Origin of the sequence: Parasegetibacter sp. NRK P23, from assembly GCF_023721715.1 — a bacterium.
Lineage (GTDB): Bacteria > Bacteroidota > Bacteroidia > Chitinophagales > Chitinophagaceae > Parasegetibacter.
In genome coordinates, this window is the sequence record NZ_JAMDLG010000023.1 from 93,639 (window position 1) to 112,247 (window position 18,609).

Sequence of the window (18,609 nt, forward strand, 5' to 3'; positions counted from 1 at the left end):
GTGAAATTTGATTGGGAATTAGGAAAGGGCTGGTTGAAACTGGCGTGCGGTGGCGTTGGTGCCTTCCACGAGCCGGATAAAGATATCGTTCAGCGAAGGCAGTATCTCCACAAAAGATTGGATGCCCGCGCCTTTGTTGATGAAGTACTGCAGGATATCGTTGGTGGAAAATTCTTCTTTCTTTTTCAGCACCAGCGCTTTTTCCTCCGTTTTGATCGCCTCAAACAGGTGAATGGCGAGGAGTTCGGGCAATAGTTTTTCCTGGAACTCGATCCGGAAAATATTTTCTTTAAACGACTGCTTCACGTTGTCTACCGTGCCATCCAGTATTTTCTGTCCTTTGTTCACCAGGATAATATGGTCGCAGATTTCTTCCACCTGTTCCATACGGTGGGTGCTGAATATAATGGTGGCACCGCGTTGCGCGAGCTGGTATATTTCATCTTTGATGAGGTTCGCGTTCACGGGGTCAAGTCCGCTGAAGGGTTCATCGAGGATGATGAGTTTGGGCTCGTGCATTACGGTGGTCACGAACTGGAGTTTCTGTCCCATTCCCTTAGAGAGGTCCTCTACTTTCTTGTTCCACCAGCTTTCCATTTCGAGGCGGGTGAACCAGTGTTTGGCTCTTTCCAGCGCGGTTTGTTTGTCGAGGCCTTTCAGCTGTGCCAGGTAAAGCGCCTGTTCGCCGATCTTCATTTTTTTATACAGGCCGCGTTCTTCAGGCATGTAGCCGATGTTCAGCACATCTTTTTCGGCGTTGAAGGGCTGACCGTTCAACAAAATTTCTCCGGAATCCTGGTAGAAGATACCGGTGATCATCCGGAGTAAGGTCGTTTTTCCCGCGCCATTCGGGCCGAGTAGTCCGAAGATGGAGCCGGGTTCCAGCGAAAAGCTGATATCATCCACGGCTTTCTGTGTGGCATAGTGTTTTTTGAGGTTGCGAACTTCCAGTAAGGGCATCTGATGTGTTTTGCGGAGTAAGGTAAAAAAAATGGTGGAAAGTTATCTTGGAAAATGGAGGAGCGGTTGGTCTGTCAAATAAATGCACCAAATAAACCGGTCAACTTCTTATTACTTTAAGTTAATATTTGTAACAGTAAGGCATACGCATCACTCTATCTTCATTAAATCTTAATACAGATAGATTTAATCAAAACCAAACGCAATCTGATGCGCTATTACTGCACACTTATCCTATTATGCCTTACACTTATTGTAAGCGCCCAAAAGCAAATTTATATTCCCCATGTATTTACTACCGATCCCGCGCTCAGTACCTGGTCGTACAGCCGTTCGGCGCAATCGGAGAACTTTGTATGTTTCTGGGGACCGGTAGTGGGGGAGCACCCCGAAACTTATGCCGACCCTAACCTCCGTTTTACGCCCGCGCAAGTACTGGATACGCTGGAGAAAGTGTATGAGAAATTCGTGCACGAAATCAAATTCTGCAACGACGATACTTCCACCAATCTCGGCAAGTACAAAATTATTATCGTCATGAACGATACCTGGCCGCCGGGCGGTCCTACCGGATGGGCTTTCGGCAGCAGCTACGATGATGTGATCGGCGCCATGTGGGTGCATCCCAACGCTACGCGCGACGGCGCTGTGCTGAGCCATGAACTGACGCATTCCCTGCAGGGCCAGAACAATATCGACCGCAACCGGGTCGGCGGTTTCAGGAACCCGTCTACGGGCGCTATCTGGGAAACGCACGCCAACTTCATGCGCCTGCAGATGTACCCCCAGTTCGCCAAAGAAGATGCGTCACGCTGGATGGCCACGCGCAGCTTCCAGTTCTCTTCTACCCGACACCATTATTGTGCGTTTAACCTGCTGCTGACGATACAGGAACTGGACAGCCTTGGAATGGTGAACCGGCTCTGGTATGAATCGGCAGCCGACGAACATCCGCTGATGACGTACCGCAGACTGAAAGGATGGACCCAAACTCAGTTGAATGATTTTATATGGCAATACGCCAAAAGGGATGTGATCGCCGATTATAAGGTGCTGGGCACCGGCGACATCATCCGTGCGGAACGCCGCCGCCTCCAGGATGCGGAACCACATAACCTCTGGCGGCAATACACTGTACTGAAGCGCGTGAACGACTCAACGCCACGCTATGTGGTGCAGGATTATGAGGCGCCGCAGGATTACGGTTACAACATCATCCCCTTACATCCTACTTGCGCGAACAGGATGGTGAAACTGAAGTTCAAAGGACACGCGGAAGCTGCCGGCGCGGGCTGGCGGTATGGTTTCGTGGCCGTAAAAGCCGATGGCAAAACCGCCCGGTACAGCGCTTCTTATTCCGCGCCGGAGGCCGAAGTAAGTTTCGCCATGCAGGAAGATGAAACAGCGCTTTACCTTGTGGTGGCGGGAGCGCCATCTTCGCATACTACCTACGTGTGGGAAGCCGGTTTTCCAAAAATAAAAAGGTTCCCTTACGAAATAAGTGTAGCCAATGCAGTGCCGGAGGGCCACCAGTCCGGATACCGGGATGAATTCAGGTCTGCGGGGCATATCCATGCCAATGGCGGAGGATGGGTGAGCAACAGCGCAACGGTAGACGCCTCCGTATTCGTAGGACCACAAGCCCTGGTACGGGGCACATCGCGCCTTACGGGCAATGTACGCGTGGAAGGAACAGCCTGGGTGGAAAACGCGGTGTTGACCGATAATGTGGTGGTAAGCGGTAATGGCCGAATCTTCAGTGGTAGTTTCAGCGGTAACGTGCAGGTAACTGATAACGCTGTCCTCAACTATTGCAATGCGTCCGGTAGAGTGGTCGTAAAGCAGAATGCCCTGTTGTGGGGCGCTACCCTGGGTAATGGCGTAGTGGTGGGAGGCGATGCGGAAATAGGAAATTGCAATACTACCGGCGTATACCTTCAAACACCTGATTTTAACAATGGCCGCACGGCATGCGATGGTAAGGGCGCAACGGACCTGTCTAATATAGACATCAACCCGGCTTATACTTTGTTCTCCAATGAAGCTATGGCCATCAGCGAGGTACCGCCCTGCATTCCCGCGGCATTTGTACAGAATCTTGCCCTGAGCGCCACACCTTCCACTTCGTATGTGTCTCCCTGGGAGTCGCTGGCGGCGGTCAAAGATGGTTATACACCCGCGGGTTCCGGCGATCGCGGACATGGCGTTTACGGCAACTGGAACAACCCCAATTCTTTCCAGTGGGTGCAGTACGAGTGGCCGCAAGCCCATCTGATTAATAAAATGGATGTTTACTGGTTCGACGACAACAACGGTGTGCGCACCCCCGATACGGCTTACGCGGAATACTGGAAAGACGGCGCCTGGGTTGCGCTCGGCAGTGTGCCGGTGCAACGCAATGTTTTCAATACGGTGTTGCCGGGCAACATCAGCACCGATAAAATTCGTTTGTCCATGCGCAGCAATACGCAGTCCACCGGTATCATTGAATGGCGGGTTTGGGGCGCTGATTCCGTTCTGCCCGCGCCGGGCTACCAACTGATGTCTTTTGCAGGTACCCGCACGGATGGCGCGAACCAACTGCAATGGGAAACGATAGCAGATGATTCCGTAACACAATATGAGCTGGAGTATGGCACCGACAGCATTCATTTCATGAAAGTGGGCACCGTTTCAAAAAATGGCGCGCAGAGTTACCAGGTGGTACATGCCAGCAACAGCGGCAACAGTTATTACAGGCTGCGCCAGGTGTTCAGCTCCGGCACCAGTGTTTACAGCGCCGTTGTAAAAATTAGCACAGTGGTGGAGAACCTCGCCATGCAGGCTATACCTTCCACCTCCTATGTATCTCCATGGGAATCGCTGGCCGCGGTAAACGATGGGTTCACGCCCCTGCGCTCCAACGATAAAGCCCACGGCGCTTACGGTAACTGGTACAATCCCGCATCGCTGCAATGGGTGGCGTATGAATGGCCGGCCAATTGTGTGATGGATAAAGCTGAGATTTACTGGTTCGACGACGGCGGCGGTGTGCGCACACCCACAACGGCCTACCTCGAATATTGGAACGATACGGCATGGGTTCACGTGGCAGATGTACCGCTGGTAAAGGATACGTTCAATACGGTGCCACTACATGGCCTCAATGCCAGCCGCCTCCGGGTGGTGATGAAGAACGAACTGGAATCTACCGGTATACTGGAGTTCAGGGTATGGGGCTATTTTTCAATACCGGTAGCCGACAGGCTTGCCATATTGCACAAAGATCCCGCTTACGACAAGTCGGTAGACAATACCATCCACAACCACCTGCAAATAGAAAATAAAACAGGAGAAGCCATACCTTATAAGGAACTCAGCATCCGCTACTGGCTCACGGCCGAAGAATTCGCCGCGATGACGCAGCTCTATACCGACTATGCGCAGATCGGAACAAATAAGGTGAAAATGAGCTACCGGAAACTGTCTGCGCCGCGCGAAGGCGCTTACGGTTACCTCGAATACCGTTTCGACAGCACCGCAGGCTTCCTATCGGCCAATGGCAATTCCGGACCCATTCAAACCTGGGCCGCCAAAAGCAACTGGACCAATTTCGAGAAGACCAACGATTATTCCTACGCGCCCGCGGCCAACTACACGGTCAACAACCGCATAACGGTGTACCAGAACGAAGTGCTGGTGGGCGGAACAGAGCCATCGGAAATACCGCTGGTGAATAGTCTGAAAGCATACAGCCGCAATGCGGGCAATGCTGCCAATACGATCGCCACCTTCGTAAAACTGAATAATGAAGGCAATGTGCCGGTAAGTTACCAGGATATCACGCTTCGCTACTGGTTTACCGCGGATGGCGGCAGTACCGTGAATTATTACCTCGACCACGCCGCTATGGGCAATGCGTATGTGAAGGGGAAAATCGTAAAAACGGCGATACCATTAAATGGCGCGGATACTTACCTGGAGTTGTCCTTCACCGCGCCGGATAGTTTGTACCCCGCCAGTACAACGGGAAATATCCAGCAGCGCATGGCCAAAAGCAACTGGAGCGCTTTCAACCAGGTCAACGACCACTCTTTCCGACCGGAAGATATTTTCGGTGAGAACGTGCACCTTACCGTCTATCTGAAGGGGCAACTGGTATATGGTACGGAGCCTGCCGCATTGCCTGCCGGTATCATCACTGCAAACAAAACCGTTACGGCTCCGGAAGACAAGGGCCTTTCAGTACAACTCATGCAAAACCCTGTGCCAGGCAACGAAGTAGGGGTGCAGGTGAGTGGGGCCGCCGGCCGCAGACTGGATATCGTACTCACGGATGCAGCGGGAAGAATCCTGGGGGTAAGGAAAATTCAGGCGGCCGCGGTGTTTGAGAAACAGCGGTTGTTGCTGCCCGGCCAGGCTGCAGGAATTTATTTCATCAAAGTGATGATGGGGAATGAAACCCGTACTTTACAAGTGATCCGCCTGTAACAGTGATCCTTATCCGGGATTTCCCGATAGCAAAAAAGGTACTACCGTATTCGCCGGTAGTACCTTTTTTATTGCTGCTCTATTGTTTCATCAAAGGCTGGGCAGATCAGCGGATGAACACTTTTCAGCTTCCGTTGTGTCACTCACTGCATCTTCCGGAGCGCTGCTCATCTTTTGGACTTTCAACGCAAAGGCTGCACACCTTCATGTGTAGGTACCACCTTTTGAATGCTGCCGTCTTCATTGAACAGCATTTTATCGATGCATACTTCCCGGTTAAAACCTGCCGCGCCACCCATATGGATGCCGTTGGGGTAATTGAACCTGTGGTAAACGATGTACCACTCATCTTTACCAGGGATTTGCAGCACCGAATTGTGTCCCGTGCCAAATATGCCCTTCTCTTTGTCCTGGATCAGGATCAGGTTGTCTTTGGAAAAGCTGATTTTCCCCAGCGGGGAATCGGAGGTGCCGTAGCGCACCTGGTAGTCGGCGTCCCTGGTATCGTTTTGTGACCACAGGAAATAGTACTTACCCTTCCTGTAAAATACATAGGCGCCTTCCCTGAAATCGTTGGTAGGCGTCATAATGCGAAGGGTGCTTTTGTTAATGCTGGTCATGTCATCGTTGAGTTCCGCGCCGGCCATGTAGCCATTGCCCCAGTACAGGTAGCTCTTCCCGGAAACGGGGTCTGTAAATACATCGGGGTCTATCTCCTGACCGCCACTAATGCCTTCCGGATGCCCGGCGATGAGGGGCGTACCAAGGTCTTTGAACGGACCTGTAGGATTGTCGGCTACGGCCACGCCAATTTTCTGCGCGGCGGTGAAATAGTAAAAGTATTTGTAAACGCCGTTGATCTTTTTCTCTACAATGCAGGGCGCCCATGCGTTCCTGTTGGCCCACTGCACATCGCTTCCCAACTGGATGATCTTACCGCTGTCTGTCCAGTTCACCAGGTCGGGGGAAGAAAATACTTTGAAGTAGGTGCCGGACCATCCGTCGAAGCCGTCACTGGTCGGGTAAATATAATACCGGCCTGTTTTTTCTGAATAAAGTACTTCGGGGTCGGCATAAAATCCGCGGAGCACCGGGTTATGGGAAAATTTCAGTGAAGCCTGGTAGGTTGTTTTTTTACCGCCGGTGGTAACGGTGACCGGTGTTTTTGCCGTGGTGAAATTCAGCGTGGCGGGCTGAACGGAAGTACCGGGCAGTGGCGCGAACTTCAGCGAGATGTTGCGTTTGTCGGCATTGGGCATCGCGGTAAACTGAACGGTTTTAGCCGCGGTATCAATTACTGTATTGATGGGCTTGATAGAAGGGGAACTGGCCGACTTCAGCAATGCCAGCGGGGAGTACCATTTTGCCGTGAGGGCCTGGGCCTCCTTTTCCGTGATCGGCATCACCGTGCCATGTCTGGGGTGGAAATCCATGGAGATGTTCTGGTCCACCACCTTGAAATTTTCAAGGTCGCTGGTATGCGTGAACTGGTATTTACCGCTGGTGTACATATCGTACATCATGATGTACCCGCTGCCATCGTTCAGTTTGAAGATGCCTGATCCTTCCACGGCCTCTTTGGTTTGTTGCAGGTAGCGGTCCTGTTGTACATAGCCGCCCGTTAATTTTTTGGATACCGCCTTTTTAATGCCGTTGCCATCTCCTTCAGTTTTATAAAAGAGGTGAAACACGCCGTCTTTTTCAATGATGTCGGCATCTATGCAGGACTTGTTACCGGGGCTCACGAACAATTCCTTTGGCGCTTCTTCAAAGCCAGTGAAGTCTTTGTTCGCATAGGCATAGTAAATTTTATCTGTTCCACCTTTGTACTTCATCGACCAGTACACCATATATTTTTTTGCCTGTGCATCATAAATGGTTTGTGGTGCCCAAACCCGCTCCAGGTCTTCCTGGCCGGGATAGGTTTGTTGAATGTCTATCGCTTTCGAGGTCCAGTTGATGAGGTCGTTCGATCTCAGCAATACCATTCCCCGGTTCGAGCTCCAGCCGTTGGCGCTCACCATATCGGTTACCACCATGTAGAAAGTTTTGCCGTCGGCGCCCCGTAAAATATGGGGATCGCGTACACCACCGGTTTTGCTGATTTCTTCCGACCGGATCAGGGGCATATTGTTGTTCAGCGCATGATAGGTATACCCGTCTTTGCTCAGTGCAAAGCAAATGGCTTCATCTCTTTTCGCGTTGCCTTTAAAATAAGTGAAAAGGTAAGCCTGGTATTTCTTGTCATTGGCCGACTGCTTCTTTTTTGAAGTTTGCGCCAGCGCGGAAAATGTGGTGAGCAAGGTAGCAGACAAAAAAAATGGAATGAGGCGTCGTCTCATTGTACTGTGTTGTTTTATGGTTGAAAACATTAGAATGTAAAAGTATTAACGGCTTGTAAGGCTCACGTTGTTGAGCTTCTTGTATTCACCGGGTGTAACCTTTGTAATCTTTTTGAAGATTCTGCAAAAGTAAGGAGTATTTTCAAATCCGGTTTCTTCTGCGATACTATTATAAGAAAGATCGGTGGTGGCTATCAGGTATTGCGCGCGTTGTATTCTTTTGTTGTGAATATAATTGAGCGGCCTTTCTCCCGTGAATTGTAAGAACAACCTGGAGAAGTAGTCGTGGTGAAGGTTTACTTCCTTTGCGATGGTGTGCACCGTAAGGTTTTCTTTCAGGTTAACATGAATATAACTGATGGCCTCCAGTATTTTGGAGGGCGAGGAAGCAACATTGCTGGCCGCGAATTCATTTGAATGCATGAACCTCGAAATCAGTTGCAGCAGGATGCCCTGACTTTCGAGGTAAACCGCGTCGCTTACTTTTTCATTGAGTTCCTCATAGTGTGTGTAATAGTCTTTTTTTTCGTAGGCCCTTGGGTTATCGGATCGGTTAATGCCCCTGCCCGGATTGCTTTTCAGCAATTGCCGGATGTTTTGTACGTCAACATCTCTCGCGGGAATTTTAAATACTTTCCTGTTCTGCTCGAACAGGGAGGTGGTTTCCGCGAACTCTTCAAAGAAGTGAATGAAGTACTGGCTTAAAAACGATTCGCAGCGCAGGTTACACAAGGTGAAACTGGGAATAATATAAAGATGCCCGGGCTCCAGCACGATTTTCTTTTTCCCGTCCTGTATATAACCTTCTCCATCATCAATGTAATAAATCCGGTAATAAGGACTGAGTACGTTGGGATAGTTCCACTTCTCGCTCAGCTTTACATGGTCCACATGCAGCAGGGAGAAGCTGTGTTTCAATACTCTTTTGTTCATAGATGCAAGCGTTTGAAAAAAGGGGTAAAAGTCTCTTTTGTATAAAGGAAAGTCTTTTTAGGATAAATATAGAATGTGAAGGGTGAATATTTTTGTAAAGTTGATAATGCTAAATGCATTGCATTGGTTCTACCGGAAACGGATACCTGAATTTGAATATTGTATTGTTCAGATAGCGGGAATGTATAACCATTTGTAAAGCACAGTTTGTACGATTGCCGGTTGCTGTATGGCTCCTCACCCAGGATCCACAGTTCTTTGGATCTTTTAATCGGATAGTAATTTATTTTTTGTGCCGGGTAGTTTTGCGGTGGTGATAGTTTGGGTCACATTGTTTTTTTAAAGTAGTAATAAATGAGCGCGTTTTTAGCTGCGGAATGGCCAGGGATATGTTTCGGAACAAGCGGATTGGGTAATTTATTTACAGCGCTTCCATTTGAAACGAAACAGGCTATTGTAGGCGCGAGTATCGAATGTACCAGTGGGAAAACCATTTTCGACTCCGCGGGAAAGTATGGTGCGGGACTTGCGCTGGAAGTACTGGGCGATTGTTTTGCCGCCATGCAGGCCGATCCCGCGAAAGTGGTGGTCAGCAATAAGCTTGGCTGGTACAGGACTGCTTTGAAAACAGCGGAGCCCACCTTTGAGCCCGGGGTATGGAAAGACCTTCAGCACGACGCGGTACAGCGCATCAGCTATAACGGCATACTGGAGTGTTTTGAACAGGGAAATGAATTGTTGAAGGGCTACATTCCGCAAATGGTTTCCGTGCACGATCCCGACGAATACCTGGCGGGGGCTGCGAACGATGTTCATGCCCATGCGCGGTTTGATGATATACTGAACGCTTACCAGGCCTTGCGTGACCTGAAAGACAAAGGAAAGGTGAGCATGATTGGTGTAGGCGCGAAAGACTGGCGCGTGATCAGGCGCATCGCTGAATATGTTGACCTGGACTGGATCATGATCGCGAACAGCATGACGGTAAAAAGTCATCCTGCCGAGCTGCTGGATTTTATCGCCGCGGCTTATAGCAAAGGAATTCGTGTAATTAATTCCGCTGTTTTTCATTCCGGCTTCCTGGTGGGCGGCGCGTATTACGATTACAGGTTGGTGGGCGGTGTTCAGTCCGGTGATCTTGAATTGCTGACCTGGCGGCGCCGTTTCTTTGAGTTATGCGATGAATTCAATGTAAAGCCCGCGGCGGCATGCGTGCAATTTGCGGTTGGGGTTCCCGGTGTTGTGAGCATTGCACTGAATACTACTGACCCTTCGCGTGTGCCCGGAAATGTGGGACTTGTTGAAAACCGACTTCCCGAAAGTTTCTGGCAGGCATTGAAGGAACATAAACTGATCGACTTTATACCCGTCTTCTGAAGGATAAGCAAGGCGTTCAACAAAAAGAATGTACATGAAAAGATATTGCCTGGCGCTTGATCTTAAAGAAGATAAGGAGCTTATTGAGTCTTATCGTGAATGGCACAAAGCTGAAAATGCCTGGCCCGAAATACAACAGAGTATCAGGGATGCCGGGGTACTTCAGATGGAAATATATTGCATCGGCAACCGGTTGTTCATGATCATGGAAACAGTGGATGATTTTTGTTTTGAAAAGAAAGCTTTAATGGATGCCGCGAATCCTAAAGTGATGGAGTGGGAGCGTTTGATGTCGCGTTTCCAGCGCCCTTTGCCCTGGGCCAAAGAAGGAGAGAAATGGCTTGTCATGAACAGGATTTACGCGTTGGAACCGGCACTCGAAGAAGTTGTAGGTTAAGAAACTTATTTTGTCGGCTACACGAAGCCGTTATCTCAGTAACGCATTTCAATTGATCTGCTGATACCCGTTAACCCTCAGCGGATTGTAGGAATAGACCCATATTTAAAACCAGCGCAGCGGAGCCTATCCGGGCGCGTAAAACCAAAGTCTAACGTATGCTTCGATTGAAACACCGTTGGGGCCACTTCGTCCCCATTGGGAAAGCCATTCCCATTCTTTTCTGCATGTTTCTTCTTTTTTGTCAGGCTATCAGGGCGCAATCACCCGCTAAATTCAGCGGTGTGGTAACCGACAGTGCGTCGGGTGAGAAATTGCCCCATGTAACCATTGTCATCAAAGGGAGCCTGCAGGGTGGAAGTTCAGATGACAACGGCAATTTTGAACTCGATGTATCAGGAGATCGTGTCACGCTCGAATTCTCCCGTGTAGGTTACCTCAACAAAGTGCAGGTGCTGGAAAAAGGCAAACCCGCCATTATTCAGATGGTTGCGCTCGGCAATGAAATGGAAGATGTGGCCGTGGTCGCTTTCGGCAGACAGAAAAAATCAAGTATGGTGAGCGCCATTACCACGATTGATCCAAGCGACCTGAAAGTGCCGTCGAGTAACCTGACCACCGCGTTGGCCGGCAGGCTGGCCGGTGTAATCGCTTACCAACGCACAGGTGAACCAGGGCAGGACAACGCTTCCTTCTTCATACGCGGCGTTACTACATTCGGCTATAAAAAAGATCCGCTGATCATGATGGATGGGGTAGAAGTAACTCCAACCGACCTGGCAAGGATGCAGCCCGATGATATCGCCAGCTTCTCCATCATGCGCGACGCCACCGCCACCGCATTATATGGTGCACGGGGCGCCAATGGCGTGATACTCGTTACCACCAAGTCTGGTAAAGAAGGACCCGCACGCGTATCCATCCGTTTCGAAAACTCCACTTCTTCCAATACGAAAGACGTGGAACTCGCCGATCCGGTAACCTATATGCAACTCGAAAATGAAGCGGTGCTTACCCGGAATCGCCTGGGTGTATTGCCATATTCTCAGAATAAGATCGACAATACCATCGCCGGAACCGATCCTTATGTATACCCCGCCAACGACTGGATGGCTCAACTCATCAAACGGCAGACCAATAACCAGCGCCTTAACTTCAACGCCAGCGGCGGAGGAAAAGTGGCCCGGTATTATATAGCCGGATCCTTCAACCAGGACAACGGTATCCTGAAAGTGGAGAAGATGAACAATTTCAACAACAACATCAAGTTGAAAACCTACCAGCTCCGGTCGAACGTGAACATCAACATGACGAAGACCACCGAGGTGATCGTAAGGCTTACGGGCACTTTCGATGATTACCGTGGCCCGATAGATGGCGGAGCCGGCGTGTACAGTAAAATTATGCGTTCCAACCCGGTGTTGTTCCCGGCTTATTTCCCATCGGAAATCATGCCCCGGGTAAACCATCCGTTGTTCGGTAACGCCGACGGTTCCCTGCTGATCAATCCTTATGCCGATCTGGTTCGCGGGTACAAGGATTACGCGCGTTCTACCATGAACGCCCAGGCTGAACTGAAACAGGACCTCGGCTTCGTTATAAAAGGACTGTCCGCAAGAGCGTTGTTCAATACTTCAAGGTATTCCTATTTCGATGTAAGCCGCGCGTACAACCCATTCTTCTATTCCGTTTCCTATTACGACAGGCAGAAGGATTTGTATACGCTCAAATTGCTGAACGAAAACAGTGCTACGGAATACCTCAATTATTCTGAAGGACCGAAAGAAATCAATACCACCGCTTATCTTGAATCCGCGCTGAACTACAATACAAAGTTTGGCAACCACGATGTTTCCGGGCTGCTCGTGTACATGAAGCGCCACCAGTTGTTCGCGAACCAGGGTACACTGCAACAGTCTTTGCCCTACCGTAACCAGGGGGTATCCGGCCGTTTCACCTATGGGTACGATAACCGTTACCTCGCGGAGTTTAACTTCGGCTACAACGGATCGGAGCGTTTCTATAAAACGGAACGGTATGGTTTCTTCCCCGCGGCGGGTGTGGGGTATTTCATCTCCAACGAAAAGTTCTGGGAACCATTGCTGAACACCATCTCCAGGTTGAAATTCAAAGCTACTTATGGATTGGTGGGGAACGACGCGATCGGCAGCGCTTCAGACAGGTTCTTTTACCTCTCGGAAGTAAACATGAATGATGCCGCGGTGGGCGCTACTTTCGGCGAGAACTTCGGCTATTACAGAAACGGTATTACCGTAAACAGGTACAACAACGAAGACATTACCTGGGAACGCGCCAAATCGCTCACGCTTGGGATGGAAATGGGGCTTTTCAATAATTTCAATGTTGACATCAGCTACTTTGTACAGAACAGGGATAACATCCTGATGAACCGTGCTTTTATTCCAGCCACCATGGGACTTTCCGCAGGCATCAGCGCCAACCTAGGCGAAGCCCGATCCAATGGGGTGGAAGTACAGGCTACCTATAACAGGAACTTCGCCTCTGGCGTGTGGCTCCAGGCAAACGGCAACTTCACCTTCGCGAAAAGTAAATTCACCAAATACGAAGAACCCGCGTACAACGAGCCCTACAAATACCGTATCGGAAGATCCATTAACCAGATCTATGGTTTTGTCGCGGAACGCCTGTTCGTGGACGAACATGAAGTGGCCAACGCGCCACGACAAAACTACGGCGAATACATGGCGGGTGATCTCAAATACAGGGACGTGAATGGCGACGGCGAGATCACCGACCTGGACATCGTTCCCATCGGTTACCCCACGGTACCTGAAATTATCTACGGTTTCGGTTTTTCTACCGGATACAAGAGCTTCGATGTGTCCATGTTCTTCCAGGGATCGGCAAGGTCCTCTTTCTGGATCGATCCTACAGCTACCTCACCTTTTTACAACCAGCAGGCATTGCTGAAAGCTTATGCCGATGACCACTGGTCGGAAGATAACAACGACCTGTATGCGCTTTGGCCCAGGCTCAGTACCAACGTGGTCAGCAACAACGCGCAGTGGAACACCTGGTTCATGCGCAACGGTGCTTTCCTTCGCCTGAAGAATGTGGAACTGGGCTATTCCCTGCCGAAGAAAATCGCTTCCAGGGCTTACCTCAACACCGCGCGCTTTTACGTGAGTGGCACGAACCTGCTTAATTTCAGCGCCTTCAAACTCTGGGATATTGAAATGGGTGGCAATGGCCTCGGATATCCCATTCAGAAAGTGTTTAACATAGGCGTATTACTCGGATTCTAAAAACAAAGTCATGAAAAGAACGATCATAGCTATACTATTCCTATCGGCTTGTTTCAGTTCGTGCAAAGGATACCTGGATATCGTTCCGGACAATATTGCAACGATCGACAACGCTTTCGCGAACCGGAACGAAGCGGAGAAATATCTCTTTACCTGCTATTCTTTCCTGCCGCAGGAAAACAATGTTTACGAAAACCCCGCGCTCCTGGGCGGAGACGAAATGTGGACCTACTGGCCCATCACTACGTTGAGCCGGTTGCCTTTCGAACCGCAGGATATGGCACGCGGCAACCAGGGGAAAGTGTACCCCAAATTCAATTACTGGGATGGACTTGTGTACGGTAAACCACTGTTCAGGGCCATCCGCGATTGTAATATCTTCCTGGATAACGTGGACAAAGTAGTGGACCTTGATCCTTCCATGAAAGCCCGGTGGATCGCCGAGGTGAAGTTCCTGAAAGCATACTATCATTTCTACCTGCTGAGAATGTATGGTCCGGTACCATTGATCCGTACCAATCTCGCGATCGACGCCACTACCGAAGAGGTGCGCGTGGAAAGAGCGCCGGTGGATTCCGTGTTCCAATACGCCGCCGCACTGATGGATACAGCCGCCGCTGATCTGCCACTGGTGATCACCAACAAAACGTCTGAACTCGGTCGTATTTCCAAACCCATCGCGCTGGCCATCAAAGCGCGCATCCTGCTGGCCGCGGCCAGTCCGCTGTTCAATGGTAACAACGATTTCAGTTCCCTGAAGAACAAAGCCGGCGATCCCCTGGTGAACGGCACTTACGACGCCTCCAAATGGACAAAGGCGGCTGAAGCATGTAAAGCCGCGATCGACGCCTGCGCACAGGCGGAAATCAAGTTGTACGAGTTTGATACCAACCTGGTGAATGTGAATGATACCATCCGCAGGGAAATGAGCATACGCAACGCTTTCTCAGAAAGATGGAACTCCGAAGTGATCTGGGGTTATACCATAGCACCCGGAACGGATATTCAGCAACAGGCTATCCCAAGACTGAACCCGGCTTATCCCGGTAACGAACAAACGTACGGACAAATCGCCCCCACCATGCGGATGGCGGAAACGTTCTACAGCGACAAAGGCGTACCCATCAACGAAGATAAAACCTGGAACTTCGCCGATCGTTATTCACTCAGAACAGCGGTAAGCGCCGAAAAGAACCATGTACAGGAAGGGTACACCACCGTTGGGCTCCACTTCAACAGGGAACCGCGCTTCTACGCGAACATCGGCTTCGATGGCGGGTTATGGTACATGCAAAACGGTACCTGGAAAGTGCAGGCCAGGTCGGGACAATCACAATCCAGGAAAGCGGCATTCGGTTACTCCATTACCGGTTATTTCCCCAAGAAACTCGCCAACTGGAAATTCGTGATACAATCCGGACAGGGCATCGCCATAGAGCGTTACGCCTGGCCAATTATCCGGCTCTCGGACCTGTACCTGATGTATGCCGAAGCACTGAATGAATCAGCGGGACCAACTGCTGAAGCCTATTTCTACATCAATGAAGTTCGCAAACGCGCCGGACTAAAAACCGTGGAGGAATCATGGACGCAGTATTCTTCCAATCCCACCAAATACACCACCAAAGAAGGGCTGCGCGCCATTATTCAGCAGGAAAGAACCGTGGAACTGGCTTTCGAAGGATCCAGGTTCTGGGACCTCCGCAGGTGGAAAAAAGCCGCTGAGGTTTTGAACGCGCAAGTATACGGATGGGATATTGAACAGGAAGACGCGACGGCGTACTACAGGAAGAAACTGTTGTTCAACCAGCGTTTCACCGCACCAAGAGATTATTTCTGGCCCATCCGTGAATACAACCTGATCGTTAACCCCAACCTGGTTCAAAACCCGGGCTGGTAATCTTCAAAATGCTGAAATATGAAAAAGATATTTTTAGTGAACCTACTCGCCATCGTGCTGGCTACGGCCTGTACCAAAGATGAGCGGCTGCCCATAGAATCCGGTTCTGGTAAGCCGGATAAGGTCTTCAACGTTTCTTACGAAAGTTTGCCCGGAGCGGTGAAACTGACCTATTCGCTTCCTTCCAACAAAGACCTGCTTTACGTGCTGGCCAGTTATACGGACAAGTATGGTAAGGAAGTGAATAAAAAAGCTTCCTATTATACCAATACACTTACCGTGGAAGGGTTTGCAGATACCGCGACCTATGCGCTGAAACTGTATGCGGTGAACAGGGCAGAAAACAAATCGGAGCCGGTGGAGATCCCCGTGAAAGCCGATGCTCCACCCATTTATGATGTGTTTAAATCGCTCCATTTGCAGGAAGATTTCGGGGGCCTGAACATCCGCTTTTCAAACCCCACGGAAGCCGATCTTGCCATTGTGGTATGTTACAAAGATTCTACCGGGGCATTCAGTTTGTACGAAACATTCTATTCAAAACTGAAAGAAGGCAACTTCACCTCCAGGGGCTTCGCCTCTGAACCCACTGAATTCGCCGTGTACATCCGCGACAGGTGGGACAACCGCACCGATACCAGTTTCGCTTCCCTTACGCCGATTTTTGAAAGAGAACTGGATAAATCGAAATTCCGCACCGTGATTTTGCCTGGTGATGTGCCCGATGGATGGGGATTACCTATTCCCAATTTGTGGAACGGGGTAATCAGCGCCGAAGGCAACATGTGGCACTCTGCCGATGCGCCCATGCCCATGCACATCACTTTCGACCTTGGTGTAACGGCGAAGCTCAGTCGCTTTACGGTCTGGCAGCGGCAGGGGGTATGGATTTACAACCACGGCAATCCAAAAAATTATGAGGTGTGGGGTTCAGTGGCGCCGCCATCCGACGGAAGCTGGAACAATTGGGTGAAACTCACGACCTGTACCTCCGTGAAACCATCCGGCCAACCTACCGGCATGAACTCTACAGAAGATGTTGCCGCCGCGGCAAGAGGGGAGGAGTTCAATGTACCGCTGTCGGCGCCAATGGTACGCTACATCCGCATCCGCGTATTGGATACCTGGATCGGTAAGGGAGGACAGGCGGCCCATATTTCCGAAATGACATTCTTCGGCAACGACAAATAACCTTTAAAGTAGCACGAAATGAAAAAGATACTATATACTTTCCTGGTAGTGGCTACGGCGCTCGCGGCCTGCACCAAAATGGACGCGTACAGGGAAGATTTTACCGATGGCAAAGAGATACTGTACACCGGGAAAGCAGATTCGGTAAAGTTGTTTCCCGGAAAGAACCGTGTGATGCTGCAATGGATACACGCCGCGGATCCCAAAGTGGTGAGCGCGAAAGTGTACTGGAACAACAGGACCGATTCCGCGGTAACCACCATCAAACGAACCTCAGGCGTAGATACCGTGAAGCTGATGCTCAACAACCTTCCAGAAGGGAATTACAACTTTGAAATAATCACCTTCGATGCCGATAACAACCGCTCCGTGATTGTACAGAAAAGTGGTACGGTGTATGGCGAAACCTACCAACAAACACTGCTAAACCGTCTCGTGAGAAGCACGGTAATGAAAACAGGCTATGCCGAAGTGCAATGGTACAGGGCCGACCAGGACGCGTTGTTCACGGAACTGAACTTTGAAAAAGCGAGCGGTGCCCAGGTAACCATGCGCGTGTTGCCCAACGAGGACATTACCCAGTTGCCCGACTTTAAAGCGGGTACCAGGTTCTCCTTCAGAACCGCGTTCAGACCGGATTCCCTCGCATTGGATACCTTCTATACCGCGGCCGATTTTAAAGGCGTAACGGCGGAAGTAACCTCTATGTACCTGAAGAACGCGGGATTCCCCTTCAGCGCCGCTTCCATGGCCAACGGAAGGTTCGGCACACTGGCCGACTGGACCACCAATGCCGCCGCGAAAAATATTTCAGGACATGGCGGATTCGATAATTATCCCGGATACGGCACCATGGCCTTTGAATATTGGGGAACCCCGGCCATTAACAACGGGAAAATATTCCAAACGGTCACCTTACCTGCAGGAAAGTACAGCGTACAACTTACGGTGGAAAGCATCGCTTACCCATTGCCCGCCACTTACCTGGTGGCGGCCGAAGGAAATGATTTACCCGATGCGGCCAACTACGCCACTTCCATTGGTTACGCAAAACTCACCGATGGTTCGCTCAACAATAAAACCATTGAAGCCGGCTTCACACTGGATACTGAAAAAACAGTATCCATAGGGGTGGTGGCACACATGGTGACCGGTACGCAGAACCTTCGGATAAAGGGCTTTAAGTTGTTCAACATCGCTGATTAATGCCGCAAAACGTATTACTGAGAACAAAGCGCCGGGAGGAAATTACTTTTTCCCCGGCGCTCACTATGTTGCGTGGCACCGCTGAAGCATGCACCCCTGTAGCGGGAGCTGAAGCGGGGGTGGAATTGTTCCTTACAAGATGTACCGAAGTGATTGAGCGGTATATGGATGATCCGGCATTTAATATTGCTGTGTTGTGCAGGGAGTTAGGGCTAAGCCACTCCACTTTGTACAAAAAGATAAAGCAGGTCACCGGACTCAGTCTTAATGGTTTCATCAGGCGGGTAAGACTTATGAAAGCGGCCCTGTTGCTCGCTGAAGGAAATATGATGGTAGCTGAAGCCGCCGCCATGACGGGATTCGGTGATATAAAATATTTCAGAAAACAGTTTTTCATGTTGTTCGGAAGAACGCCATCGGTATACAGCAGGGACCACAAAAATATTCCCGGTAATCCGGACCTTTATTGGTGACGAAGGGCAAGCAAACCAATGCGTACATTACTGTTCCGTAAGTGAAACATTAGTAGGGAGGATTGGTAACTTA

11 protein-coding genes are annotated in these 18,609 nt (G+C 50.2%); 8 read left to right on the plus strand and 3 right to left on the minus strand.

Going from position 1 to position 18,609, the window contains the following annotated elements; translation table 11 throughout:
* Positions 1 to 18: 18 nt before the first annotated feature.
* Complete coding sequence (locus M4J38_RS19195; protein WP_251761431.1) at positions 19 to 960, minus strand: ABC transporter ATP-binding protein; 942 nt, start codon at positions 958 to 960, stop codon at positions 19 to 21.
* Between the two features lie 210 nt (positions 961 to 1,170).
* Between M4J38_RS19195 and M4J38_RS19200 the strand changes: the two genes are divergently transcribed.
* Entirely contained in the window at positions 1,171 to 5,430 is a 4,260-nt protein-coding gene (locus M4J38_RS19200) for a DUF6055 domain-containing protein (RefSeq protein ID WP_251761432.1), read from the plus strand.
* A 182-nt stretch (positions 5,431 to 5,612) separates the two neighbouring features.
* On the opposite strand, the gene M4J38_RS19205 is transcribed toward M4J38_RS19200, so the two are convergent.
* Together M4J38_RS19205 and M4J38_RS19210 are read right to left on the minus strand one after the other, a co-directional pair.
* The gene (locus M4J38_RS19205; protein ID WP_251761433.1) at positions 5,613 to 7,772 is read right to left on the minus strand and encodes a family 43 glycosylhydrolase; all 2,160 of its coding nucleotides are present in this window, start codon (positions 7,770 to 7,772) and stop codon (positions 5,613 to 5,615) included.
* Between the two features lie 45 nt (positions 7,773 to 7,817).
* On the minus strand, positions 7,818 to 8,705 hold the full coding sequence (locus M4J38_RS19210; RefSeq protein WP_251761434.1) for a helix-turn-helix transcriptional regulator: 888 nt from the start codon (positions 8,703 to 8,705) through the stop codon (positions 7,818 to 7,820).
* A gap of 354 nt (positions 8,706 to 9,059) precedes the next feature.
* On the opposite strand from M4J38_RS19210, the gene M4J38_RS19215 reads away from it, so the two are divergent.
* From M4J38_RS19215 to M4J38_RS19245, 7 genes are all read left to right on the plus strand, one after another.
* The gene (locus tag M4J38_RS19215) at positions 9,060 to 10,082 is read left to right on the plus strand and encodes an aldo/keto reductase (RefSeq protein ID WP_251761435.1); all 1,023 of its coding nucleotides are present in this window, start codon (positions 9,060 to 9,062) and stop codon (positions 10,080 to 10,082) included.
* Positions 10,083 to 10,116: 34 nt separating this feature from the next.
* The gene (locus M4J38_RS19220) at positions 10,117 to 10,479 is read left to right on the plus strand and encodes an L-rhamnose mutarotase (RefSeq protein WP_251761436.1); all 363 of its coding nucleotides are present in this window, start codon (positions 10,117 to 10,119) and stop codon (positions 10,477 to 10,479) included.
* Positions 10,480 to 10,637: 158 nt separating this feature from the next.
* Positions 10,638 to 13,766, plus strand: a complete 3,129-nt coding sequence (locus M4J38_RS19225; RefSeq protein ID WP_251761437.1) for a TonB-dependent receptor — start codon at positions 10,638 to 10,640, stop codon at positions 13,764 to 13,766.
* Between the two features lie 10 nt (positions 13,767 to 13,776).
* Complete coding sequence (locus tag M4J38_RS19230; RefSeq protein WP_251761438.1) at positions 13,777 to 15,666, plus strand: RagB/SusD family nutrient uptake outer membrane protein; 1,890 nt, start codon at positions 13,777 to 13,779, stop codon at positions 15,664 to 15,666.
* Positions 15,667 to 15,684: 18 nt separating this feature from the next.
* Entirely contained in the window at positions 15,685 to 16,857 is a 1,173-nt protein-coding gene (locus tag M4J38_RS19235; protein ID WP_251761439.1) for a DUF5000 domain-containing lipoprotein, read from the plus strand.
* 18 nt (positions 16,858 to 16,875) lie between these two features.
* Positions 16,876 to 18,063: a DUF4998 domain-containing protein gene (locus M4J38_RS19240; protein ID WP_251761440.1), complete on the plus strand. Its 1,188-nt coding sequence runs from the start codon at positions 16,876 to 16,878 to the stop codon at positions 18,061 to 18,063.
* Positions 18,063 to 18,536 (plus strand): helix-turn-helix domain-containing protein, encoded by a 474-nt coding sequence (locus M4J38_RS19245; RefSeq protein WP_251761441.1) that lies wholly within the window; start codon positions 18,063 to 18,065, stop codon positions 18,534 to 18,536. Before M4J38_RS19240 ends, M4J38_RS19245 begins: the two co-directional genes overlap by 1 nt.
* Positions 18,537 to 18,609 lie beyond the last annotated feature (73 nt).